This window comes from Rhizobiales bacterium NRL2, from assembly GCA_001664005.1.
In the GTDB taxonomy this organism is placed as follows: Bacteria; Pseudomonadota; Alphaproteobacteria; order Minwuiales; family Minwuiaceae; genus Minwuia.
Map to the genome: position 1 here is coordinate 4,204,629 of CP016093.1, position 19,972 is coordinate 4,224,600.

Sequence of the window (19,972 nt, forward strand, 5' to 3'; positions counted from 1 at the left end):
TGCCCGGTGATTGTTGGTCTTGTTGGACCCGTCGTCGGCGACGGCGTCACCCGCCCACATGGTACGACGCACCGTTCGCGCAAGGGGTCTGCGGCGACCGTGTCGCGGCGAAACCGGCCAGTACTATTTGAGCTGTTCCAGCAGGCCCGCGACCTGGCGGCTGCCCGAGGAACGGTCGGCCAGCGCCCGGCGGCCGCCGGCGGCGTAGACCGCGACCGCGCGCAGCAGTTCCTTCAGCGCCTCGGCGCTGTTGGCGTCGAAGCGGCAATAGGCGCCGCCCGACAGTTTCGCCATCTGCCGGAAGGTCCCGGCGGCGAGCGGCTCCCCGCCCTCGTGGAACATGAACAGCGGCGTGTTCAGCAGGCCGAGCTGGCCGGCCTGGTCGCAGAGGTAGTCGGCATCCTCTTCCATGCAGTCGCCGACGAAGACGACCGCCTGCACGGGCTTCGCCTTCGTTTCCTTCATTGCGCGGCCCAGCACCTTGCCGATCTGGGTGCGCCCGCCGAGGCAGCGCACCGTCAGCATGGCGCGGCGCAGCTCCGCCGGCTCCGAGTACCATTTGCTCGCCCGGCACTCGCCGAAGCCGCGGTAGAAGATGAGCTGGATATCGAGGCCGCCCAGTTCCTCGGCGGCCTGGAACATCTCCGCCTGGATGTGCAGCGCCCGGTCCCACTGATGCTGGCGGCTGGCGGTCGCGTCCATGGCGAAGATCAGCCGCCCGCGCCGGCCGGTCGATTTCGCCGGCGTCGACTTCACCTTCTTCAGGAATGCGTCGATGTCGCCCCGGCCCGAGGGCCTGTCCAGGTCGCGCGCCATGGCCTCAGTCCTCCTCGCCCACCGACATGGCGAGCGTGCGGCTGATATGGGCCATGGGCCGGCCGGATTCATCGGCCCAGGCGTTGAAGGCCGCCTGGGTCGCGGCGAGGTCTCGTTTCGAGGTTGGGTTGCGGTCGACCGCGCCCCATTTGATCAGGGCCTTCACGACGTCGCCGCCCAGCACGTAGCCGTCGCGGCCCATCTGGCGCAGGAAGTACATCCCCGAATTGCCCGAGAGGCGCTTCGCCCGCTTCTTCAGAACCTCCATCAGCCCCGTCTGATCGGTCACCGGATGGTTGGCGAAGAAGGCGCCGGCGGAGCCGTGCTCGCGGATCAGGCCGATGACGAAGACCGCGTTCTCCCGCGTCGCCTGGATCTTGGCGGCGTTGCGCACGATGTCGGGGTTGCGGGTCAGCGCGTCGAGGGCGTCATCGTCCATCATCGCCACGCGGCCCGGATCGAAGCCGTGGAAGGCGGCCTCGAAGCCCGGCCACTTGGCGTCGATCACCTTCCAAGAGAACCCGGACTGGAACACCGCCCGGGTCATGCCCGCAAGCCAGCGGTCGTCGGGGATCGCGGCCACCTCCTCGGGTGGCCGGATCGCCGGCATCAGCGCTTCGAGGGCGTCCTCGCCGCCCTTGCGTTCGGCGGCGCGGGCCCGGATTCTGGCGAACGTTTCCACGCCGTATAATTGGCGCGGTCCCGCCTCAGCCGCAACAGGCGCCGCCGCTCCTCGGCGCGGTTTCCTCGGTCGGCGCGTGGTCGACGCCATAGACCGGGATCTCGTTCAGCGTGTGGAAGATCTCCCACGGAACGCCGGCGGGATCGCGGGACCACGACTTGTTGCCGAAGGCGTAGCAGCACTCGGCGTTGCGCTGCGGCGCGACCGCCTGCTCGGCGGCGGCGAGACGGCCCTCGATCGTCTCGACCTCCTCGTCGCTGTCGACCTGAAAGCCCAGGTGGTCGACGCCGGTCTTCGCGCCGCGGTTGGAGATGGCGAAGTTCACCGCCGGATCGTCCAGCATCCACTTGGCGTAATCGCCCTTCAGGACGGTCGGCTCGGCGGCGAACAGGGTGGAATAGAACGCCGTGGACTTCTCCAGGTCGTCAACGGCGATGTGCACGTGCAGGCGTCGGGCCATGGTCTTCGCTCCTCTGGCTGGGTGTCTGTGTCTGCCGGCTGCAGCAATTGCGCAGCAGGAAGGTCGAAAGCCGCTGGACGGCGGCGAACTCCGCGGTGTGGACCAGCCGCCGGCCCTCGCGCGCCGCCCGCACGAGGCCCGTCCGCTTCAGGTGGTCCAGGTGGTGCGACAGCGTCGTCCAGGGGATGGAAAGCGCCGCCGACATAGTCGAGGCGTCGGCCCCCTCCGGCCCGCATTCCACCAGGAACTGCAGGATGGCGAGGCGGCTCTCATGGCCCAAGGCGGCGAAGGCTTCGGCTGCGGTCAAATTATCCATATCACTAGATATATAGATAATTTGACGGACGTCAATCCCCTCCGAACCCCTGCGCCAGGGGGGAAGTGACTATACGGTGACGCCTGCGCCTGCCGGTCCCGTGACTTGATCGCGGGACCCGGTGGGGCGGCGCTACAGTGCTGGACCCCGGGATCAAGTCCCGGGGCGGGTGGTGTCGTTCTCTACCGCGTCATGCCCGCCCCCCGAACGGGGGTCAGGGGCAGGCTTGTGCGGGCATCCGGCAATGCAACGGACCTGCAGCGAAGCAGCTCCGGACCCCCGCACGGGGGCGGGGGTGACTGTTCGAGGAGTCAGTCCGGTGCGTTGCCGGGCTTCCACTTGATGGAGCAGCCCATGGAGGGCACCTGGTCCGCCGGCGCCTCGCCGCCCGTCGCGACGGCCTTCATGGCCTCGACCAGATCGCGGGCCGCACCCGGCTTCGGCGTGATCCCGCCTTCGGCCAGCCGGCCGCGGTAGACCAGCTTCAGATCCCGGTCGAAACCGAACAGGTCGGGCGTGCAGACCGCGCGATAGGCCTTCGCCACCGCCTGGCTTTCGTCGATCAGGTAGGGGAAGTCGAAGCCGTGCTGCGCCGCGAAGGCGGCCATCTTCTCCGGCGCGTCGTCGGGATGGGCGCGATAGTCGTTGGGCATGATGCCGACCGTGGCCACGCCCACCCGTTCCAGTTCGCGCGCGTCCGCCGCCAGATCCTCGGCCACCGCCTTCACATAGGGGCAGTGATTGCAGATGAAGGCGATCACGATGCCGTTCTCGCCTTTCAGATCGGCGAGCAAGCGGGTCTCGCCGCCGGGTTCGGGCAGGCTGAAGTCCGCCGCCGTCCAGCCCAGCTCACCCGCAGGGGTTTCGGTCAAGGTCATTCGGGGCCTCCCTCTGGCTGAAGGAAGCCCCGATGGTGACAGGTGCGGCCCGCGATGGCCAGTGGCGGCTCAGGCGGCGCGGACGCCGTCGAGGAAGCGCGAGACCACCTGCTTGAGCTCGCCCGAGGAGGCGTTGAGCGAACCCGAGCGGTCCAGCACCAGGGTCGCCGCGCTGCCGGTCTGGCTCGACGCCTGGGAGAGCTGTTCGATCGCCTCCGAGACCGAGCGCGTGCTCTCCGCCGCCTGGCGGGTGCTGCGCGAGATCTCGTTGATCGAGGCGATCTGCTCCTCCACCGCCGAGGCCACTACCGTGTTGGTCGTGTGCAGCTCCTGGATCCGGGTCTTGATCTCCTTGATCGCGTCGACCGAGTTGTTCGAGGCGTCACGGATGTTGTCGACCTTGCGGCGGATGTCGATCGTCGCCTCCGCCGTCTGGTCGGCCAGGTTCTTCACCTCGGTCGCCACCACCGCGAAGCCCCGCCCGGCGTCGCCCGCCCGGCTGGCCTCGATGGTCGCGTTCAGCGCCAGCAGGTTGGTCTGCTCGGCGATGTCGCTGATCAGTTCCACGATCGAGCCGATCTCTGCCGCTGTCAGCGACAGCGACGACATGGTCTCGTCGGTGCGCTCGGTCTGCGCCGCGGCCTGCTCGGCCGCGCTCGCCGCCTGGCTCACCTTCTCGCCGACCTCGTTGACCGCCGCCGCCAGCTGCTCGGCCGCCGCCGAGACCGACTGCACGTGCTCGGTCGTGGCCCGGGCCGCGTCGGCGACCTCCTGCGCCTGACCGCTGGCGGATTCCGCCATGCCCGACATCTCCTGCGCGGTCGAGCGCATGTCCCCGGCGGCGCCGGCGACGCTGTCGACCACGCCGATGACGCCCGATTCGAAGCCGTCGGCCAGGTCGTGCATGGCCTTTCGCTTCTCTTCCGCGGCGCGGCGTTCGTCCTCTACCTTCTCGGCTTCCAGGCGGCGCATCTCCTGCGCGTTCAGCTTGAAGACCTCGACGGCGCGGGCCATGCGGCCGATCTCGTCGTGCTGCTTCGTCGCCGGAATTTCGGTTTCCAGCTCGCCCTCCGTCAGCCGGCCCATGGCGCCGGCCAGAGACTTCAGGCTGCGCACGATGACCCGGCCGACGAACAGCCAGCCGATCAGCACGGCAACCGCCACGGCGACCGCCGAGACGATGGCCAGGATCATCGAGTTCTGCTCGATCTGCTGCTCCACGGCGCGGGCGGTGCCGTCCCCGGAGCGGATCGCCTGATCGACGATCGCCGCCACCGACGACGCCATGCGCGCCGAGGAATCGCGGGTGTCGGCCAGCGCCTGGGCCACTTCGGCCTCCGCTTCCAGTTCCGCGATGCGCAGCTTCGGCACGCCGGTCGCGCCCTTGAGAATGGACAGCATGTCTTCGATCGCCGGCGCGATGGCCGTGGTGTCCTCGATGGAGACGTCCCACAGGGCGCTTTCCAGGTCTTCCTCGCCCCGGGCCAGGCGCGCGACGATCGGCGCCAGCGCTTCGGCGCTCGGCTGATGCGCCGCTGCGGCCAGCAGGCCGCCGATCAGGTTGGCGTGGCTCTGCACGTTCAGCAGGCCGCGGATGCGCGCGACATCATTGTCGACCAGGTCCGAGATCGTCTCGGCGGTCTCGTCGGCGACGTTCTCGCCGCCGATCAGCAGGTTGAAGGTGGCGTTGTCGACCACAACGGCCGTGGCGGCGCCGAATTCCTTGAGCAGGCTGTTCAGTTCGGCATCGAAGGCCTCGCGCCGCGCCCGGATCTGATCCATCTGCGCGGAGCTCATGCGCCAGGCGTTCAGTTCGTCGTTGCGGATATCGAAGAAGCCGCCTTCGGCGCCCAGGCCGACGATCAGACCGGCAAGCCGCCGCAGTTCCTCGCTCTCCTCGTTGGCGGGCAGGGGCTCCAGGGCGCGGGCCATCGACTGGGCGGCCGCGGTGTAGCGTTCGCGCAGCGGCTGCAGTTCCTCCGGCTTCACCACCAGTTCGGCCTCGGCGAAGATCAGGGTGAGTTCCTTGCCGTAGACGCTGACCTGCAGGCCGGCGTGAAGCGCGGCCACCTCGGTATCCATCAGCTGGGCGACGCCCTCGCGGTTGCGCCCGGTCGCCGCGCCGATGGCGACGTCGAGTTGTGCGCGGGCTTCCTCCACCTTCGGTTCCAGAATCCCCAGCAGTGTTTCGTGCATGGCCGCAGCGCGGGAGACGCCGGCCTGCTTCTGCGCGCCCAGTTCCAGGCGGCGGGCGACCGCGTCGTCCAGTGTCTGCAGGTGACTGGAGAAGTCCTGCGCCAGGGTGCGGACCTGGTCCACACCCGCGATCCGCATGCCTTCGATGCTGGCGATACCGTCGTTGAGGCGCTGCATCTCGCTGTCCAGCAACGCCCGGGCCTCCAGGCGCGCTTCGGGCGTCGCCACACCGGCGAGCCGCGGCGCGGCGGCGGAGATCCGCTCGCCGGTCAGGGCGAGCTGCTGAGACTCGACGATGGTCGGCACGGACACGCGGGTCAGACGCTGCAGCGCGTCGTCGGCCTCCCGGAAGGAGAGCACCGCCAGCGTGCCGGCGGCCACGGTCATCAGCGCAATGGCGCCGAAGGCGAGGTAAAGCTTGCCGCCGACGCCCATGTGCCGGATGTCGAGAATGCGTTTCCAGCCGCGGCGCGCATCGTCGCCGGCGGCCTTGCCGGCGCCGGGCAGCATCGCCTCGCTCAGGCTGGAATGATCAACGGGTGCGTTCATCGCTCAATCCCCTCGTACTGGGGCCCGGGGCCGGCCCCGCCCGGCGGGCGGGACCGGCGGCGGGACGCGGTCAGGAGCCGGTGTGGATGGCCGTGAAACTCGAGGCGCTCTCGATCACGGTCATGAAGATTTCGTCCATGCCCTGGTTGTCGCCTTCGCCGAAGGTCAGCATGACGCCGTCCAGGTCGAAGCTTCCGGTGGCGTAGACGGCGTCGAGCAGACCGGCGCGGGTCGGTTCGGGACCGGCCTTCTCCATCGCCGCGACCAGCAGCCGGCCGACGATGTAGCCCTCGAAGGAGACGAAGCCCGGTTCGGCCTCGGCATCCCGGGCCTTCAGCGCCTGGTGATAGCGCGCGACCAGCGGCATCTCGGTGTTCCAGGGGAAGGGGACCACCTGGGTGATGTAGACGCCCCGGCCGTCATCGCCGAGTTCCCTGGCCAGCGCGCTGGAGCCGACGAAGGAGATGGTCACGAACGGGACGTCCATGCGGGTCTTCTTCGCCAGCTTGACGAATTCGGCGATCGGCTTGTAGGCGCCCACCATGACGATGGCGTCGGGCTCGCCCTTGCGGATCTGCAGCAGCGCCGACTTCACCGCCGTGGTGTTGCGCTTGTAGGTGCCCTCGGCGACCAGTTCCATGCCGCGCTGCTCCAGCGCCCTGGTCACGCCGGCCAGGCCGACGCGGCCGAAGCTGTCGTCCTGATAGAGGATGGCGATGCGGCTGGCCTTCTTCTCGGCGGTCAGGAAGGCGATCCACTTCTCCGCTTCGGCGTCGTAGGTGCCGCGGACGTTGATGACGTTGCGGTTCTCAGGGGCGCGCAGGAAGCCGGCGCCGGTGAAGGGGCCGAAGAACGGCACCGCGTTTTCGGTGGCGATGGGCTGCGCGGCCTTGGAGGTCGGGGTGCCCACCTCGCCGACCAGGGCGAAGACCTTGTCCTCGCCGATCAGGCGGTTGGTGTTGGCGATGGCCTTGTCCGGCTCGTAGCTGTCGTCATAGCTGACCAGGTCGAAACGGCGTCCATGCACGCCGCCGGCCTGGTTCGCCTCGTGAAAGGCGGCCTCGATGCCGAGACGCATGCCGAGGCCGAGCGCCTGGGCCGGGCCCTCGAAGGCGGCCGACTGGCCGAAGACGACGCGATCGGCTTCGACGCCGTCTTCCGCGGCGGCGGCAAGGGGCAGACCGGCCGCGAATACGGCCAGGGCGACCGCGGCAGCGCCGCCCCTCACGGCCTTGTGGATCGAATTCATGTGGCGGTTCCTCCGTAGCTTTTATCGTGGCCGACATTACGGAGGCGGAACCTTTAAGATTCGCTGAACCGGCGCGCGGAAAGCCGCGAAACTCAACGACGGTTGCGCTTCAGGAAGGAACCTGACGCTGCAATTCTTCCAACGCGTTCAATTACTTGAGGTGCTCTCGATGACCGTCCGCCCGGTCAGGCGCGGCAAGAACAGCCAGCCGGCCAGAAGCACGGGCAGGCAGCCGGCATAGATCCAGAACCCGACCGCGGGCGCGTCGGACGCCTGCTCCCCGTCCGCGAAGCCCGCGGCATTGGCGAAAAGCCCCGCCATTGCCGCGCCCACCGCGTAGCCGATGAGCTGGGTTGTCGGCAGGGCCGCGGAAGCGCGCTCCTTCTGGTTCTCGCCGACGCTGTCCACCACCCGCTTGACGACGAAGGCCCAGAAGGCGCCGAACCCCATGCCGAGCGCGCCCGTGGCGACGACGATCGCCCAGAGCGGGCCCACGGGCAGGACAGCCACCATGCCGACCACGCCGGCGCTGGCGATCAGGGCCCCGGCGCGGATCACCCAGGGTTCCGCACGCGGACCGGCCTGCGCCACCGTCACAGCGGCCAGCGTCCAGCAGAGCGATTCGACGGCGACGACATAGCCGCCCACCAGCGGCGAGACGCCGAAACGGAGCTGCAGCAGGAGCGGCCCGTAGACGGTAAAGGGAATGGTCGCGGCGGCGAAGCACATCACGAACAGGATGCCCGCCCCGCTCATCGTGCGCGGGTCCGCCGCCGTCGGCGGTAGCAGCGACTGGCGCGCAACGCGGTCGAGGCGGAAGAACAGCGCCAGCAGGACGAGTCCCGCCGTCAACAGCGCGGCGGCGGCGGCCGTCGCGGTCACGTTGCCGGCGCTGGCCACGGCGACGATGGCGAGTCCGAGCAGGCCGAGTCGGCCGAACGGGACGGGGCCGACATCCTGTTTCTCCGCGGCGCGGCGCGGCAGCAGCCAGAGCGTCAACAGGGCCAGGACCAAGGCCTGGAGGGCAAAGGCGCCGAAACCCCAGCGCCAGAGGCCGTAATGGGCGAAGACGCCGCCCACCAGCGGGCCGCAGAAGGCGGACGCGCCCCAGACCGAGGACACCACGGCCATCACCGGACCCATGAGCCGGCTGGGAAACAGGCCTTCCAGACCGACAAAGGTCAGCGCCAGCATGGCTCCGCCGCCCACGCCCTGGACCAGGCGGCCCAGCAGCATCAGCCCCATTTCCTGCGCCAGCGCGCTCAGCAGGCAGCCGAAGGCGAAGACCAGCGCCGCGCCGGCCATGGCCCGGGCCACGCCGAAACGCAGGGCGAGCTGGCCGCCCGCGGCGCCGGCGACGATGGAGCCGACGATATAGAGGGCGATGGTCCAGCCCATGAAGGCGACGCCGCCCAGTTCACGCGCCGCGTCGGGCATCAGGGTGGCCACCAGCAGCGCGTCCGCGGCGTGCAGCCAGACGCCGGCGCAGAGCACCAGCAGCCGGGCGAGCTGGTCGCTGCGGCGAAGCGCCCGCCAGGGCGAGAGTGTCGTCGCCTCGTCGATCATGTTCCCCTACCTAGCGCATCCCGGCCGGAACGTATGCGCATTCGCGCCGCCCGGGCTTCGCGTTATGATGACCGCGGGGAGGACAGTTGCATGGAAGCAATCGCGATTACCGGAACGGGCGTGGTCTCGGCGCTGGGCAGTTCGGTCGGCCAGTTCCACAAGGGCATGCTCGCCGACCGCAGCGGCATCGGCCTCGCGCCCTGGTGCGATCCCGAACGCGACGGCGGCAAGGTGTTCTGGGGCACGGTCACGGATTTCGACCCGCTGGACTGGATGGACGCGAAGATCGCCGACGGCAGCGACCTGTTCGCGCAGTTCGCGCTGGCCGCCGCGCAGCAGGCGATGCAGCAGGCCGGACTGCACGACGGCGGCTATGACGCCGAACGGCTGGGCGTGGTCCACGGCACGTCGGGCGGCGGCGTCCGCGCCTTCCAGAAGGCGCAGTACATGCTGGACACGCAGGGGCCGGAGGCCGTGCCGCGCAAGACCCAGCTGCAGGTCTGGGCCAACATGGCGGCGGGCCAGATCTCGCTGCGCTACCGCCTGCACGGGCCCAACCTGACGGTCACCACCGCCTGCGCCAGTTCGCTGGACGCCATGGGCACGGCCGCGCGCCTGATCCGCGCCGGCGAGGCCGACATCATGATCGCCGGCGGCACCGAGGGCGGCATCTCGGGCGCCGGCGGCAAGCCCGACGGGGACTTCGTGCCGGCCATGTACTACGCCGGCGGCGCCTATGGCATGGAAGGCGCCTCCGACGACCCGCGCCGGGTGATGCTGCCCTTCGACGTCAAGCGCCAGGGCATCGTGGTCGGCGAGGGCTCGTCCATCGTCGTCCTGGAGCGCGAAAGCCACGCGAAGGCGCGCGGCGCGAAGATCCTGGGCTATTTCCGCGGCTACGGCTCGCTCTCTGACAGCTTCCATCCCTCCTCCCCCGATCCGAGCGGGCAGTGGGAGGCGAAGGCGATGGAGAAGGCCATTCAATCGGCCGGCATGAGTCCCTCGGACGTCGGAGGCCTGGCCGCCCACGCCACGGCGACGCCCAAGGGCGACACCGCCGAGATCGCGGCGATCAACCGGGTCCACGGCAAGGGGCGGTCCGCGCCGCTGCCGGTGACTGCGCCCAAGGGGCATTTCGGCCATTCCGGGGCGTCCTCGGGCGGCATGGCGCTGATCGAGCTGCTCTGCGGCATGGCCGACGGCGTCTTCGTCCACACGTCGAACACCGACGAGCCGGACCCGGCGGCCGAGTTCGAGCTGGTGATCGGGAAGCCGAAGAAGCTCGACTTCGACGTCGCCCAGATCAATTCCTTCGGCTTCGGCGGCCAGAACGCATCCGTCGTCATCAGCCGGAGTTGAGGAAGCGATCCAGATCGCTCACCCGTCCCGGGACTTGATCGCGGGACCCAGTGGGATGCGATGCAGAACTGGGCCCCGGGATCGAGTCCCGGGGCACGAGACACACTGAAGGGGAGGAACACATGACAGGCAGACTGGAAGGCAAGGTCGCGGCAATCACCGGCGGCGCGTCGGGCATGGGGCGGGCGACGGTGCTGCGCTACCTGCAGGAAGGCGCATCCGTCGTCGTCAACGACATGAACCAGGCCAATGGCGAGGCCACGATCAAGGCCGCCGAAGAGGCCGGCGCGGGCGACCGGGTCGCCTTCGTCCGCGGCGACGTCTCGGAGGAAGCCGATATCGAGAAGCTGGTCGGCGCCGCGGTCGACCGCTTCGGGCGGCTCGACATCATGTTCAACAATGCCGGCGTGGGCGGGGCCTTCGGGCCGATCACCGAGACCACGGTCGACGAATGGGACTACACCTTCCACGTGCTGGTGCGCGGCGTCTTCCTGGGCATCAAGCACGGCGTGCGGCAGATGAAGCAGCAGGGCCAGGGCGGCGCGGTGATCAACACCGCCTCCATCGCCGGGCTTTCGGGCGGCGCGGGCTCCAGCGCCTATTCGGCGGCCAAGGCGGCGGTGACCAACCTCACGCGGGCGCTGACCACGGAACTGGCGAAGGACCGCATCCGCATCAACTCCATCGCGCCGGGCATCATCCGCACGCCGCTGTTCCACGCCAACCGGGCCGACCAGATGGAAGCGATGGCGCACGAGATCACCCCCTGGCCGGACCTGGGCGAGGGCAGCGACATCGCCGGGGCGGCGGTCTTTCTCGCCTCCGACGACGCCGGCTTCGTCACCGGTCACACCCTGGTGGTCGACGGCGGCGCGCTGGCGTCCTCCCCGGGCTTCTGGCGCAATGTCGACGACACGGTGCTCAAGCAGCGTTCCGGCATCAACCGGGGCAGCACCGGCGACAAGTCGGAGGCGCGCAAGACCGGTTCTTCCTGAGAACGGATAACTCCCGGGCCGCTACCATCGGGGGATGGCGGCAAGGGGAAATGGAACCATGGCGATCCGGGAACTTCGGCGTGGCAAGGCCGGGCCGGCGGCGGTGCGCGAGCTACAGGCTTTGCTCAACCGCGTCGGCGCGGCCATCGCCGAGGACGGCGATTTCGGCCCGGCGACGGAGCGGGCGGTGAAGTACGCCCAGGGCCTCGCCCGCCAGCCGGCGAACGGCGTCGCCGATCCGGCGCTGCGGCGCTGGCTGGCGGCCCGGCCGGAGCCCTCCCCCGACATTCCGGCATCCTGCCTTGCCCTGATCGTGCGCCACGAGGTCGCGAGCCGGGAGCACTATGAACGCAGGCTGCGGCGTCCGGTCTGGCCGGAAGGCGAATCGGGAGTCACCGTCGGCATCGGCTACGACCTGCGCTTTCACGAGGCCGAGGCCTTCCGGGGGCTGATCCGGAACGATCATGTGGACCTGCTGAAGTCCGTCGAAGGCTGCCGCGGCAGCGCGGAACTGGCCGCGCTGGTCGCCGGGGCCGAGGTGCCGTGGCGGGCCGCCTGGCGCGTCTTCTGCGTGCGCTCCGCGCCGGAATTCATCGCCCGCACGCGCGCCGCCTTCCCGAATTTCGACACGCTGCCGGACCTCTGCCGGGGCGCGCTGTTCTCACTGGTGTACAATCGCGGCGCCAGCATGAAGGATACCGACAGCCGCCGGGAAATGCGGGAGATCCGCGACCTGATGTCCGATGGCGGCCGCGCCGCCCTTTCCCGCGTCCCGCGGCGCATTAGATCGATGAAACGGCTCTGGCCCGGGCTGGCGGGTCTGAGACGGCGGCGCGACGACGAGGCGGACCTGTTCGAACGCGGCCTCGCGCAACAACAACAAGGGGCATGAGATCCATGGGAGGACCGAGGCCATGAAGTTCGGGACGTTCCACTTTCCGACCCACTACGGCATCGACATCGCGGAACTGGCGAAAGCGCTGGAGGACCGCGGCTTCGAAAGCCTGTTCGTCTGCGAGCACACCCACATTCCGGTCAGCCGCCGCACGCCCTTCCCCGGCGGCGGCGATCTGCCGGACCGCTACTACCACACCTACGATCCCTTCGTCGGGCTGAGCTTCGCGGCGGCGGCGACCGACACCCTGCGACTCGGCACCGGCATCTGCCTGTTGCCCCAGCACGACCCGATCGTCACCGCCAAGGCGACGGCGACGCTGGACCTGCTGTCGGGGGGCCGCTTCGAGTTCGCCCTCGGCGCCGGCTGGAACGCCGAGGAGATGGAGAACCACGGCGTCGAGTACGACACCCGCTTCAAGGTGATGGAGGACAAGATCAAGGCCATCAAGGTGCTCTGGACGGAGGAGCACGCCCAGTATCACGGGCCGTTCGTCGACTTCGATCCGGTCATCTCCAGCCCCAAGCCGGCGCAGAGTCCGCACCCGCCGGTGCTCTTCGGCGGCGAGACCGACCACACGCTCAAGCGCGTCGTGCAGCTGGGCGACGGCTGGTTTCCGCGCGCGGGGCCGAAGTTCGAGCCCGGCGAGGGCATGGCGCGGCTGAAGCGCATCGCCGAGGAGAACGACCGCAAGCCTTCGGACTTCACCGTCAGCGTCTTCCGCGCCCCGCCCGATGCGGCGACGCTGGAATCATACCGCGAGGCCGGCATCGACCGGGTGCTGTTCGACGTCCCCGACGAGGGCCGCGACGCGGTGCTGGAACTGCTGGACAAATACGCCAAGCTGATCGAGTAGAAACCGCCCGGCACGCCCACGAGGCTCATTCCGGCCGAGTCCTGCGCGGCGCGAAGTGCCGGTGCGGGACCCATGCCCGAGCTTTCCCGGAAGCGCGGCGGCAGACGCCAATACTCTGGCGTGGGTCCCGGGTTCCGGCTGTGCCGGCCCCAGGACTCGCCCAAGGGATGCCGATATGCCTCAGGCGTAGGGCACCGCGATCTTGCCGATCTTCTCGCGGGCGATGATCATCTTCTGGATCTGCGCCGTGCCGTCGCCGATCTGCAGGCCCATGATGTCGCGCAGACGCTGCTGGTGCGGGGTGTCCTTCGCGTAGCCCATGTGGCCATGCAGCAGGATGCACTGGTGCACCGTCTCGAAGGCGGTCTGCGGCGCGAACCACTTGCACATCGCCGCTTCCGCCGTGTGCTTCAGACCCTGATCGCGCAGCCACAGCGTCTGGTAGCAGAGCAGTTCGGCGGCGCGGAGCTTGGTCTCGGCCACGGCCAGCGGCTCGGTGACGCCCTGGTATTTCGCGATCGGATGGCCGAAGGCGGTGCGCTGCTGCACCCATTCCCAGGTCTCCTCCAGGGAGGCCTTCGCGCAGCCGATGACCTGCAGGCCGATCAGCGCCCGCGAATAGTCGAAGCCGGCCATCACCTCGCGGAATCCCGCGCCTTCGGCGCCCAGGCGGTGCTCGTCGCCCACCCGGACATCGTCGAAGAAGACCGAGCCGCGGCCCACCGCCACCGAACCCACGTCGTCGAAGGTGGAAGTGGAGACGCCGGGGGCATCCATCGGCACCAGGAAGGCGGTGACGCCGCGCGCGCCGTCCTCCGGCGTGCCGGTCCGGGCGACGGCGATGATCCACTTCGCCTGGGCAGCGCAGGAAATCGAGGTCTTCTCCCCGTTCAGCACGTAGCCCGCATTGGTGCGCTCCGCCTTGGTGACCAGATTGGCCGCATCGGAGCCGCCGCGTGGCTCGGTTAGGCCGAGCGCGATCAGGTCCTGGCCCGAGGTGAGCCGGGGCACGCAGGCATTCTTCATCGCCTCGGAGCCATGGCTGGCGACGATGTCGCCCAACAGCGAGGTCAGCAGCGGCGCGTAGGAGACCGACAGGTCGCCCCAGCCGATCTGCTCGATCAGCATGCCCGACGTCACGCCGTCGATGCCGGAGCCGCCATATTCCATCGGCAGATCGGCGCCGAGCAGGCCGAGCGCGCCCATTTCCTCCAGCAGGCCGTCCTCGAAGCCGCCTTCGGCCTCGCGCGCCTGGTAGCGCGGCTGGAGCCGGTCGGCGGCGAAGCGCCGGGCTGTGTCGCGGAACGCGCGCTGTTCCTCGGTAAAGCCGAATTCCATGGCCCGGATCCTCCCCTGATCAGGCTGAATGTCGCCGTGGCCGGCGCTACTGGCCGCAATTGCTGCAGGGCGTGCCCGGCGCGGTGAAGGCGCCGCAGTTGCCGCACTTCACCAGATCGACCGCCTGGCCGTCCGATTCGGTCCCGCGCCCCTTCTTCCGCGTCTTCCGCGCCGCCGGCTGGCGGCCGTCGGAGGCCCGGGAGATCATCCTGAAGCCGTAGAGCACGGCGACGATGATCGCGATAAGCAGCAATATCTTCCACAGCATGGGGCCGGACAGTACCGGCAATCGGCGGACCTGAAAACGGCCTTTCGATTCGCCATATCGCTCCCGATCTGGCATGAGTATGGCTCCCGCCGAAACTGGATGAAGACAGGACGAAGTTGGCCTTTCCCAAGCACTTCCTGGATGAACTGCGCGCCCGCACGAACGTCGTGGAGCTGGTCGGCCGGCGCGTCCAGTTGAAGAAGCGGGGCCGCGACCACTGGGGCTGCTGCCCCTTCCATGGCGAGAAGACCGCCTCCTTCAAGGTTTCCGAGGACCGCGACGACTATCACTGCTTCGGCTGCGGCGCCCACGGCTCGGCCTTCGATTTCGTCATGCAGATCGAGGGGCTGTCCTTCCCCGAGGCGGTGGAGCGCCTGGCCGAGGCTGCCGGCATGGACGTGCCGAAGATGCAGCCGGAGGACCGCCAGAAGGCCGACCGCATGTCGCGCCTGGCCGAGGCCAACGAGGCGGCGGCGAAATGGTTCGCCGCCCAGCTTCACGGCGCCGCCGGCGCGGAGGCGCGCGCCTATCTGGAGCGCCGGGGCGTCGGCGCGAAGGCCGTCGGCGACTTCCGCCTGGGCTTCGCGCCGGACCGCAATGACGGGCTGAAGTCGGCGCTGCTGGACCGCGGCTTCACCGAGGCGGAGCAGATCGAGGCCGGCCTGATCGCGAAGCCCGATGATGGCCGGGCGGCCTATGACCGCTTCCGCAACCGCCTGATGTTTCCCATCGCCGACCGCCGGGGCCGGGTCATCGCCTTCGGCGGCCGGGCGCTGGGCGAGGCGCGGGCGAAGTACCTGAACAGCCCGGAGACGCCGCTGTTCCACAAGTCCCGCGCGCTCTACAACCTGGCCATGGCGCGGGAAGCGGCGCGCGACGCCGGCACCGTGATCGTGGCCGAGGGCTACATGGACGTGATCGCGCTGGCCGAGGCCGGTTTCCGCCACGCCGTCGCGCCGCTGGGCACGGCGGTGACCGAGGACCAGATCGCCCTGCTCTGGCAGATGACCGCCGAGCCCGTGTTCTGCCTGGACGGCGACGCGGCAGGCCTGCGCGCGGCGCAACGGGCCGCCGAACGCGCGCTGCCGGTCCTTAAGCCGGGCAAGTCGCTGCGCTTCGCGCTGTTGCCCGAAGGCCTCGATCCCGACGACATGGTGCGCAGCCAGGGCCCGGACGCCATGCGCGAACTGCTGGGCCGGACCGCCGGCATCGCCGAGACGCTCTGGCGCGCGGCGACAGCGGACCGCGAACTGGGGACGCCCGAACGGCGCGCGGCTCTGGAGAAGGATCTCGAACGCCTGGCCTTCCAGATCGCCGACGAGACCATCCGCCGTCACTTCCTGGACGATTTCCGCGCCCGCGCCCGCGCCGCCTTCCGGCGTCCGTCAAGGCGCGACGACCGGCCCTGGCGTCCCGGGCAACCGGGCCAGCGCGGTTTTCGCCGCGAGGAGGAAGACCTGACGGCGCTGCGGGCCTCCCTGCCCGCCAACGCCGGCCGCGTGCCCGAGGAAACCATCGTCGCCGCGCTGCTGGCCTGGCCGGAACTGCTCGAGGAATTCGGCGAGCAACTGGATGCGTTGCAATTGCGCCACGATGATCTGGATCGGGCGCTCGTCATCATGCGCGACGCGGCGATGCGGCAGGCGGAGCTTGACAGCGGCGCGTTGTCACGCCATCTCCTTGCGGCTGGCTACGAACGATTGATCGCGCGCCTGAGTGCGCCGAACGCCGCTAGGCTGAGCTTCAAGAGCCGCAAGGATACTCCCTACAGCGAGATAAGGGAGCAATTCGACGCAACGCTGCACCACTATCGCATCGAGGCGGTGCAGGAGGAGTTGAATGAGGCGGTTACCATTGCCCGACGGGAACTGAGCGCCGAGGCGTTCGACCGGGTATCCGCGCTCAAGTTGGAGTTGGACCGCCTCATGGCCAGCGAGCCGACCGCAAGCGGCGTCGCCCAGGCCGAGGCGTGAACAGAAACGACAGGACACACATGGCCACCAAAGCTTCCGAGAAAGAAACCGCCGCTGCGCCCGAACAGCGCGACGGACCGCTGCTCGACGTCGCCAAGCAGGACATGAAGAAGTTCATCGCCAAGGCGAAGGAGCGGGGCTACGTCACCTATGACGAGCTCAACAAGGCCCTGCCGCAGGACCAGGTTTCATCGGAGCAGATCGAGGACATCATGGCCATGCTCTCGGAAATGGGCATCAACGTCATCGAGTCCGAGGAGCAGGAAGAGCAGGCCGACGAGACCAAGCAGGAGGTCGCCACGACGTCCGGCAACTCCTCCGAGGCCGCCGAGCGCACCGACGACCCGGTGCGTATGTACCTGCGCGAGATGGGCTCGGTCGAGCTGCTCTCCCGCGAAGGCGAGATCGCCATCGCCAAGCGCATCGAGGCCGGCCGCGAAGCCATGATCGGCGGCCTCTGCGAAAGCCCTCTGACCATGCGCATGCTGGTCGAGTGGCGCGACGAGATCGTCGCCGGCAACATGCTGCTGCGCGACGTCATCGACCTGGAAAGCACCTACGGCAAGCCCGAGGGTCCGTCGGCGAGCGACGACGATTCCGACGACGAGGACGATGGCGACGCCGGGAAGTCCGGCGCCGGGAAGTCCGGCGACGAGGCCGGGTCCGCCGAGGCGAAGACCGGCGCGCCGGCCAAGGATGCCGACAACGACAACGACGAGTCGTCCGCCTCCACCAGCGACGACGATGACGACGATTTCGACGACACCACGCTCTCGCTCGCGGCGATGGAAGAGGCGCTGAAGCCGGAGATGCTGGAGCAGTTCGACGAGATCGCGAAACTGTTCAAGCGCGTCGACCGCGCCCAGGAGAAGCGGGTCCAGGCGGCGCTGGACGGCGAGGAAGTCTCGGTTTCCTCCGACCGGCGCTATCAGAAGCTGCACGGCGAGATCGTCGAGAAGATGAAGTCGATCCGCTTCAACAATCCGCGCATCGAGATGCTGGTCGAGGAGCACTATCTGCTGAACAAGCGGCTGATGGCCGCCGACGGCAAGCTGCTGCGCCTGGCCGAGAAGCATGGCGTCGACCGCCAGGAGTTCCTCGACGCGCACTACGATTCCGAGCTGGACGAGAACTGGACCGCAGAGGTCGCCAAGAAGGGCAAGCCCTGGATGGCCTTCGCCTCCAACGAACTGGAGCGCGTCGAGGCCCTGCGCGACGAGTTCCGCATCGTCGCCGCGCTGGCCGGTCTGACCATCAGCGACTTCCGCCGCATCGTCTCCACGATCCAGCAGGGCGAGCGCGACGCCCGCCGGGCCAAGAAGGAGATGGTGGAGGCGAACCTGCGCCTGGTCATCTCCATCGCCAAGAAGTACACCAACCGCGGCCTGCAGTTCCTGGACCTGATCCAGGAAGGCAACATCGGCCTGATGAAGGCGGTGGACAAGTTCGAGTACCGCCGCGGCTACAAGTTCTCCACCTACGCCACCTGGTGGATCCGCCAGGCGATCACCCGTTCCATCGCCGACCAGGCGCGCACCATCCGCATTCCCGTGCACATGATCGAGACCATCAACAAGCTGGTCCGCACGGGCCGGCAGATGCTGCACGAGATCGGCCGCGAGCCGACCCCGGAGGAACTGGCCGAGAAGCTCGGCATGCCGCTGGAGAAGGTCCGCAAGGTGATGAAGATCGCCAAGGAGCCGATCAGCCTGGAGACGCCGATCGGCGACGAGGAAGACAGCCATCTGGGCGACTTCATCGAAGACAAGAACGCCATCCTGCCGATCGAGAGCGCGATCCACTCCAACCTGCGCGAGACCACGACCCGCGTGCTGGCCAGTCTGACCGCCCGCGAGGAACGCGTCCTGCGCATGCGCTTCGGCATCGGCATGAACACCGACCACACCCTGGAGGAGGTCGGCCAACAGTTCTCGGTCACCCGCGAGCGCATCCGCCAGATCGAGGCCAAGGCGCTGCGCAAGCTCAAGCACCCCTCGCGGTCGCGCAAGCTGCGCAGCTTCCTCGACAACTGAACCGACTGCTGACCGGCGTCCCTCCCCTCCTTGTCATGCCCGCCGCCATCCGGCGCGCGGGCATCGAGGGCCCATGGGACTCCGGGACCCGGTTTCTGCCGATCCCCGAGTGGCGCCAAAGCCATCGGGGATGACGTCAGGACGATGCAGCCCTGAGCCGCGCCGGCGACCCATTCCCTTGCGCCCGGCAATCGGCTAGCTATCGGACTGGTTGTTCCTGGGGAGGGGAGCCTTTGGCTCATCGTCACGTGCTGGACGGCGTCACCGTCCTGGATTTCACGCAGTTCATCGCCGGTCCGGCCTGTACCCGCCTGATGGCGGAGATGGGTGCGGAGGTGATCAAGATCGAGGTCGCCCCCAACGGCGATCTCTGCCGCGTCCTGCCCGTGCTGCGGGAGGGACGCTCGGCCTATTTCGTCCAGCACAACCAGGGCAAGAAGTCGGTCTGCGTCGACCTGCGCAACCCGGACGCGATCGAGCTGCTCAAGGGGCTGATCGCCCAGGCGGACGTGGTCATCGAGAACTTCTCGCCCGGCGTGATCGGCCGCCTCGGCCTCGGCTGGGACGTGGTCCATGCGGTCAATCCGAAGGCGATCATGTGCTCGATCTCGGCCTTCGGCCAGTCGGGACCGCTGAAGGACCTGCCGGGCTTCGACTACATCGCCCAGGCCTTTTCCGGGGTGACCTCCATGATCGGCGACCCGGACGGCAAGCCGCCCCTGGCGGGACTGGCCGTCGGCGACGTCGGCACCGCCATCTCGGCGCTGGCGGCCATCAACGGCGCGCTGTTCCACCGCGAGCGCACCGGCGGGGACGGGCAGTATCTCGACATCTCGCTGGTCGATTTCTACTTCCACGCTCACGAGATCAACGTGCAGACCTATTCGATGTCGGGCGACACGCCCCATCGTTCGGGCAGCCTGCATCCGCTGGTGGCGCCGCTCGGCATCTACCAGGCGAAGACCGGCTTCATCGTCATCGTCGCCATCGGCGAGCAGTGGGAACGGCTGTGCCGCGCCATGGAGCGTCCCGATCTGCGCGAGGACACGCGCTTCGCCACGCCCGAGAAGCGGCTGGAAAACCGCGAGACCCTGTCCGACCTGATCGAGGCCTGGCTGGGCGGTTTCGAATCGGACGCCGCCGCCATCGCCGCGCTGGAGAAGGCCCGCGTGCCGGTGGCGCCGGTGCTGAGCGTCGCGGAGGCGACCAACCACCCGCACCTGATCGGCCGCGGCACCGTGCGCACGATCCACGACCGCGGCGTCGGCACCTTCCGCATTCCCGGCATGCCGCTGCGCTTTTCCGACTTCCCCGGCGAACTGGATCTGACCGCGCCCTTCCTGGGCGAGCACAACGCCGAGGTGCTGCAGAGCCGGCTGGGCCTCGACGACGCGCGGCTGGCCGCGCTGCGCGAAGCCGGTGTGCTGGTGGAAGCGCGGCGCTGACCGCCGCCGCCGCCCCGTCCGGTCGGGCCCGGTTGGATCGCGGCCCTCCAGCGCCTACAGTAGTGCGGCCTGCCGCGATCTGGAGTAGCCGTCATCGC

The 19,972-nt window shown here is 69.0% G+C and carries 17 protein-coding genes; 7 read left to right on the forward strand and 10 right to left on the reverse strand.

From position 1 onward, the window contains the following. Positions 1-123 precede the first annotated feature (123 nt). The 8 genes from TEF_19685 to TEF_19720 form a co-directional block, all read right to left on the reverse strand. Positions 124-816: a hypothetical protein gene (locus TEF_19685; protein ANK82767.1), complete on the reverse strand. Its 693-nt coding sequence runs from the start codon at positions 814-816 to the stop codon at positions 124-126. Between the two features lie 4 nt (positions 817-820). Next, positions 821-1,498 (reverse strand): 3-methyladenine DNA glycosylase, encoded by a 678-nt coding sequence (locus tag TEF_19690; protein ANK82768.1) that lies wholly within the window; start codon positions 1,496-1,498, stop codon positions 821-823. A gap of 25 nt (positions 1,499-1,523) precedes the next feature. After that, the gene (locus tag TEF_19695; GenBank protein ANK82769.1) at positions 1,524-1,958 is read right to left on the reverse strand and encodes a glyoxalase; all 435 of its coding nucleotides are present in this window, start codon (positions 1,956-1,958) and stop codon (positions 1,524-1,526) included. Next, positions 1,924-2,274 (reverse strand): hypothetical protein, encoded by a 351-nt coding sequence (locus tag TEF_19700; protein ANK82770.1) that lies wholly within the window; start codon positions 2,272-2,274, stop codon positions 1,924-1,926. Before TEF_19700 ends, TEF_19695 begins: the two co-directional genes overlap by 35 nt. A 311-nt stretch (positions 2,275-2,585) precedes the next feature. Continuing rightward, positions 2,586-3,152, reverse strand: coding sequence for an alkyl hydroperoxide reductase (locus TEF_19705; protein ID ANK82771.1), 567 nt, complete (start codon positions 3,150-3,152; stop codon positions 2,586-2,588). A 69-nt stretch (positions 3,153-3,221) separates the two neighbouring features. After that, on the reverse strand, positions 3,222-5,897 hold the full coding sequence (locus tag TEF_19710; protein ID ANK82772.1) for a hypothetical protein: 2,676 nt from the start codon (positions 5,895-5,897) through the stop codon (positions 3,222-3,224). Between the two features lie 70 nt (positions 5,898-5,967). After that, positions 5,968-7,146: an ABC transporter substrate-binding protein gene (locus TEF_19715; protein ANK82773.1), complete on the reverse strand. Its 1,179-nt coding sequence runs from the start codon at positions 7,144-7,146 to the stop codon at positions 5,968-5,970. Between the two features lie 147 nt (positions 7,147-7,293). Next, on the reverse strand, positions 7,294-8,712 hold the full coding sequence (locus TEF_19720) for a hypothetical protein (GenBank protein ANK82774.1): 1,419 nt from the start codon (positions 8,710-8,712) through the stop codon (positions 7,294-7,296). A 90-nt stretch (positions 8,713-8,802) separates the two neighbouring features. Here TEF_19720 and TEF_19725 point away from each other — a divergent pair, with 90 nt between their 5' ends. The 4 genes from TEF_19725 to TEF_19740 all read left to right on the forward strand — a co-directional run bounded on the left by TEF_19725 (position 8,803) and on the right by TEF_19740 (position 12,817). Continuing rightward, positions 8,803-10,071 carry a hypothetical protein gene (locus tag TEF_19725; protein ID ANK83622.1) on the forward strand — a complete coding sequence of 423 codons (1,269 nt, stop codon included), beginning with the start codon at positions 8,803-8,805 and terminating at the stop codon, positions 10,069-10,071. A gap of 122 nt (positions 10,072-10,193) precedes the next feature. Further along, positions 10,194-11,066, forward strand: coding sequence for a short-chain dehydrogenase (locus TEF_19730; GenBank protein ANK82775.1), 873 nt, complete (start codon positions 10,194-10,196; stop codon positions 11,064-11,066). A gap of 58 nt (positions 11,067-11,124) precedes the next feature. Continuing rightward, positions 11,125-11,958 carry a hypothetical protein gene (locus tag TEF_19735; GenBank protein ID ANK82776.1) on the forward strand — a complete coding sequence of 278 codons (834 nt, stop codon included), beginning with the start codon at positions 11,125-11,127 and terminating at the stop codon, positions 11,956-11,958. A 22-nt stretch (positions 11,959-11,980) separates the two neighbouring features. Continuing rightward, the gene (locus tag TEF_19740; protein ANK82777.1) at positions 11,981-12,817 is read left to right on the forward strand and encodes an LLM class F420-dependent oxidoreductase; all 837 of its coding nucleotides are present in this window, start codon (positions 11,981-11,983) and stop codon (positions 12,815-12,817) included. 180 nt (positions 12,818-12,997) lie between these two features. On the opposite strand, the gene TEF_19745 is transcribed toward TEF_19740, so the two are convergent. Together TEF_19745 and TEF_19750 are read right to left on the reverse strand one after the other, a co-directional pair. Continuing rightward, a complete protein-coding gene (locus tag TEF_19745; GenBank protein ANK82778.1) occupies positions 12,998-14,155 on the reverse strand; it encodes a cyclohexanecarboxyl-CoA dehydrogenase in 1,158 nt (385 codons plus the stop codon). Positions 14,156-14,201: 46 nt separating this feature from the next. Beyond that, positions 14,202-14,423 carry a hypothetical protein gene (locus TEF_19750; protein ID ANK82779.1) on the reverse strand — a complete coding sequence of 74 codons (222 nt, stop codon included), beginning with the start codon at positions 14,421-14,423 and terminating at the stop codon, positions 14,202-14,204. A gap of 116 nt (positions 14,424-14,539) precedes the next feature. Between TEF_19750 and TEF_19755 the strand changes: the two genes are divergently transcribed. The 3 genes from TEF_19755 to TEF_19765 all read left to right on the forward strand — a co-directional run bounded on the left by TEF_19755 (position 14,540) and on the right by TEF_19765 (position 19,874). Beyond that, positions 14,540-16,396, forward strand: a complete 1,857-nt coding sequence (locus TEF_19755) for a DNA primase (GenBank protein ANK82780.1) — start codon at positions 14,540-14,542, stop codon at positions 16,394-16,396. 20 nt (positions 16,397-16,416) lie between these two features. After that, a complete protein-coding gene (locus tag TEF_19760; GenBank protein ANK82781.1) occupies positions 16,417-18,429 on the forward strand; it encodes an RNA polymerase sigma factor RpoD in 2,013 nt (670 codons plus the stop codon). Positions 18,430-18,662: 233 nt separating this feature from the next. Beyond that, positions 18,663-19,874 carry a hypothetical protein gene (locus TEF_19765; GenBank protein ANK82782.1) on the forward strand — a complete coding sequence of 404 codons (1,212 nt, stop codon included), beginning with the start codon at positions 18,663-18,665 and terminating at the stop codon, positions 19,872-19,874. The last annotated feature ends 98 nt before the right edge of the window (positions 19,875-19,972 follow it).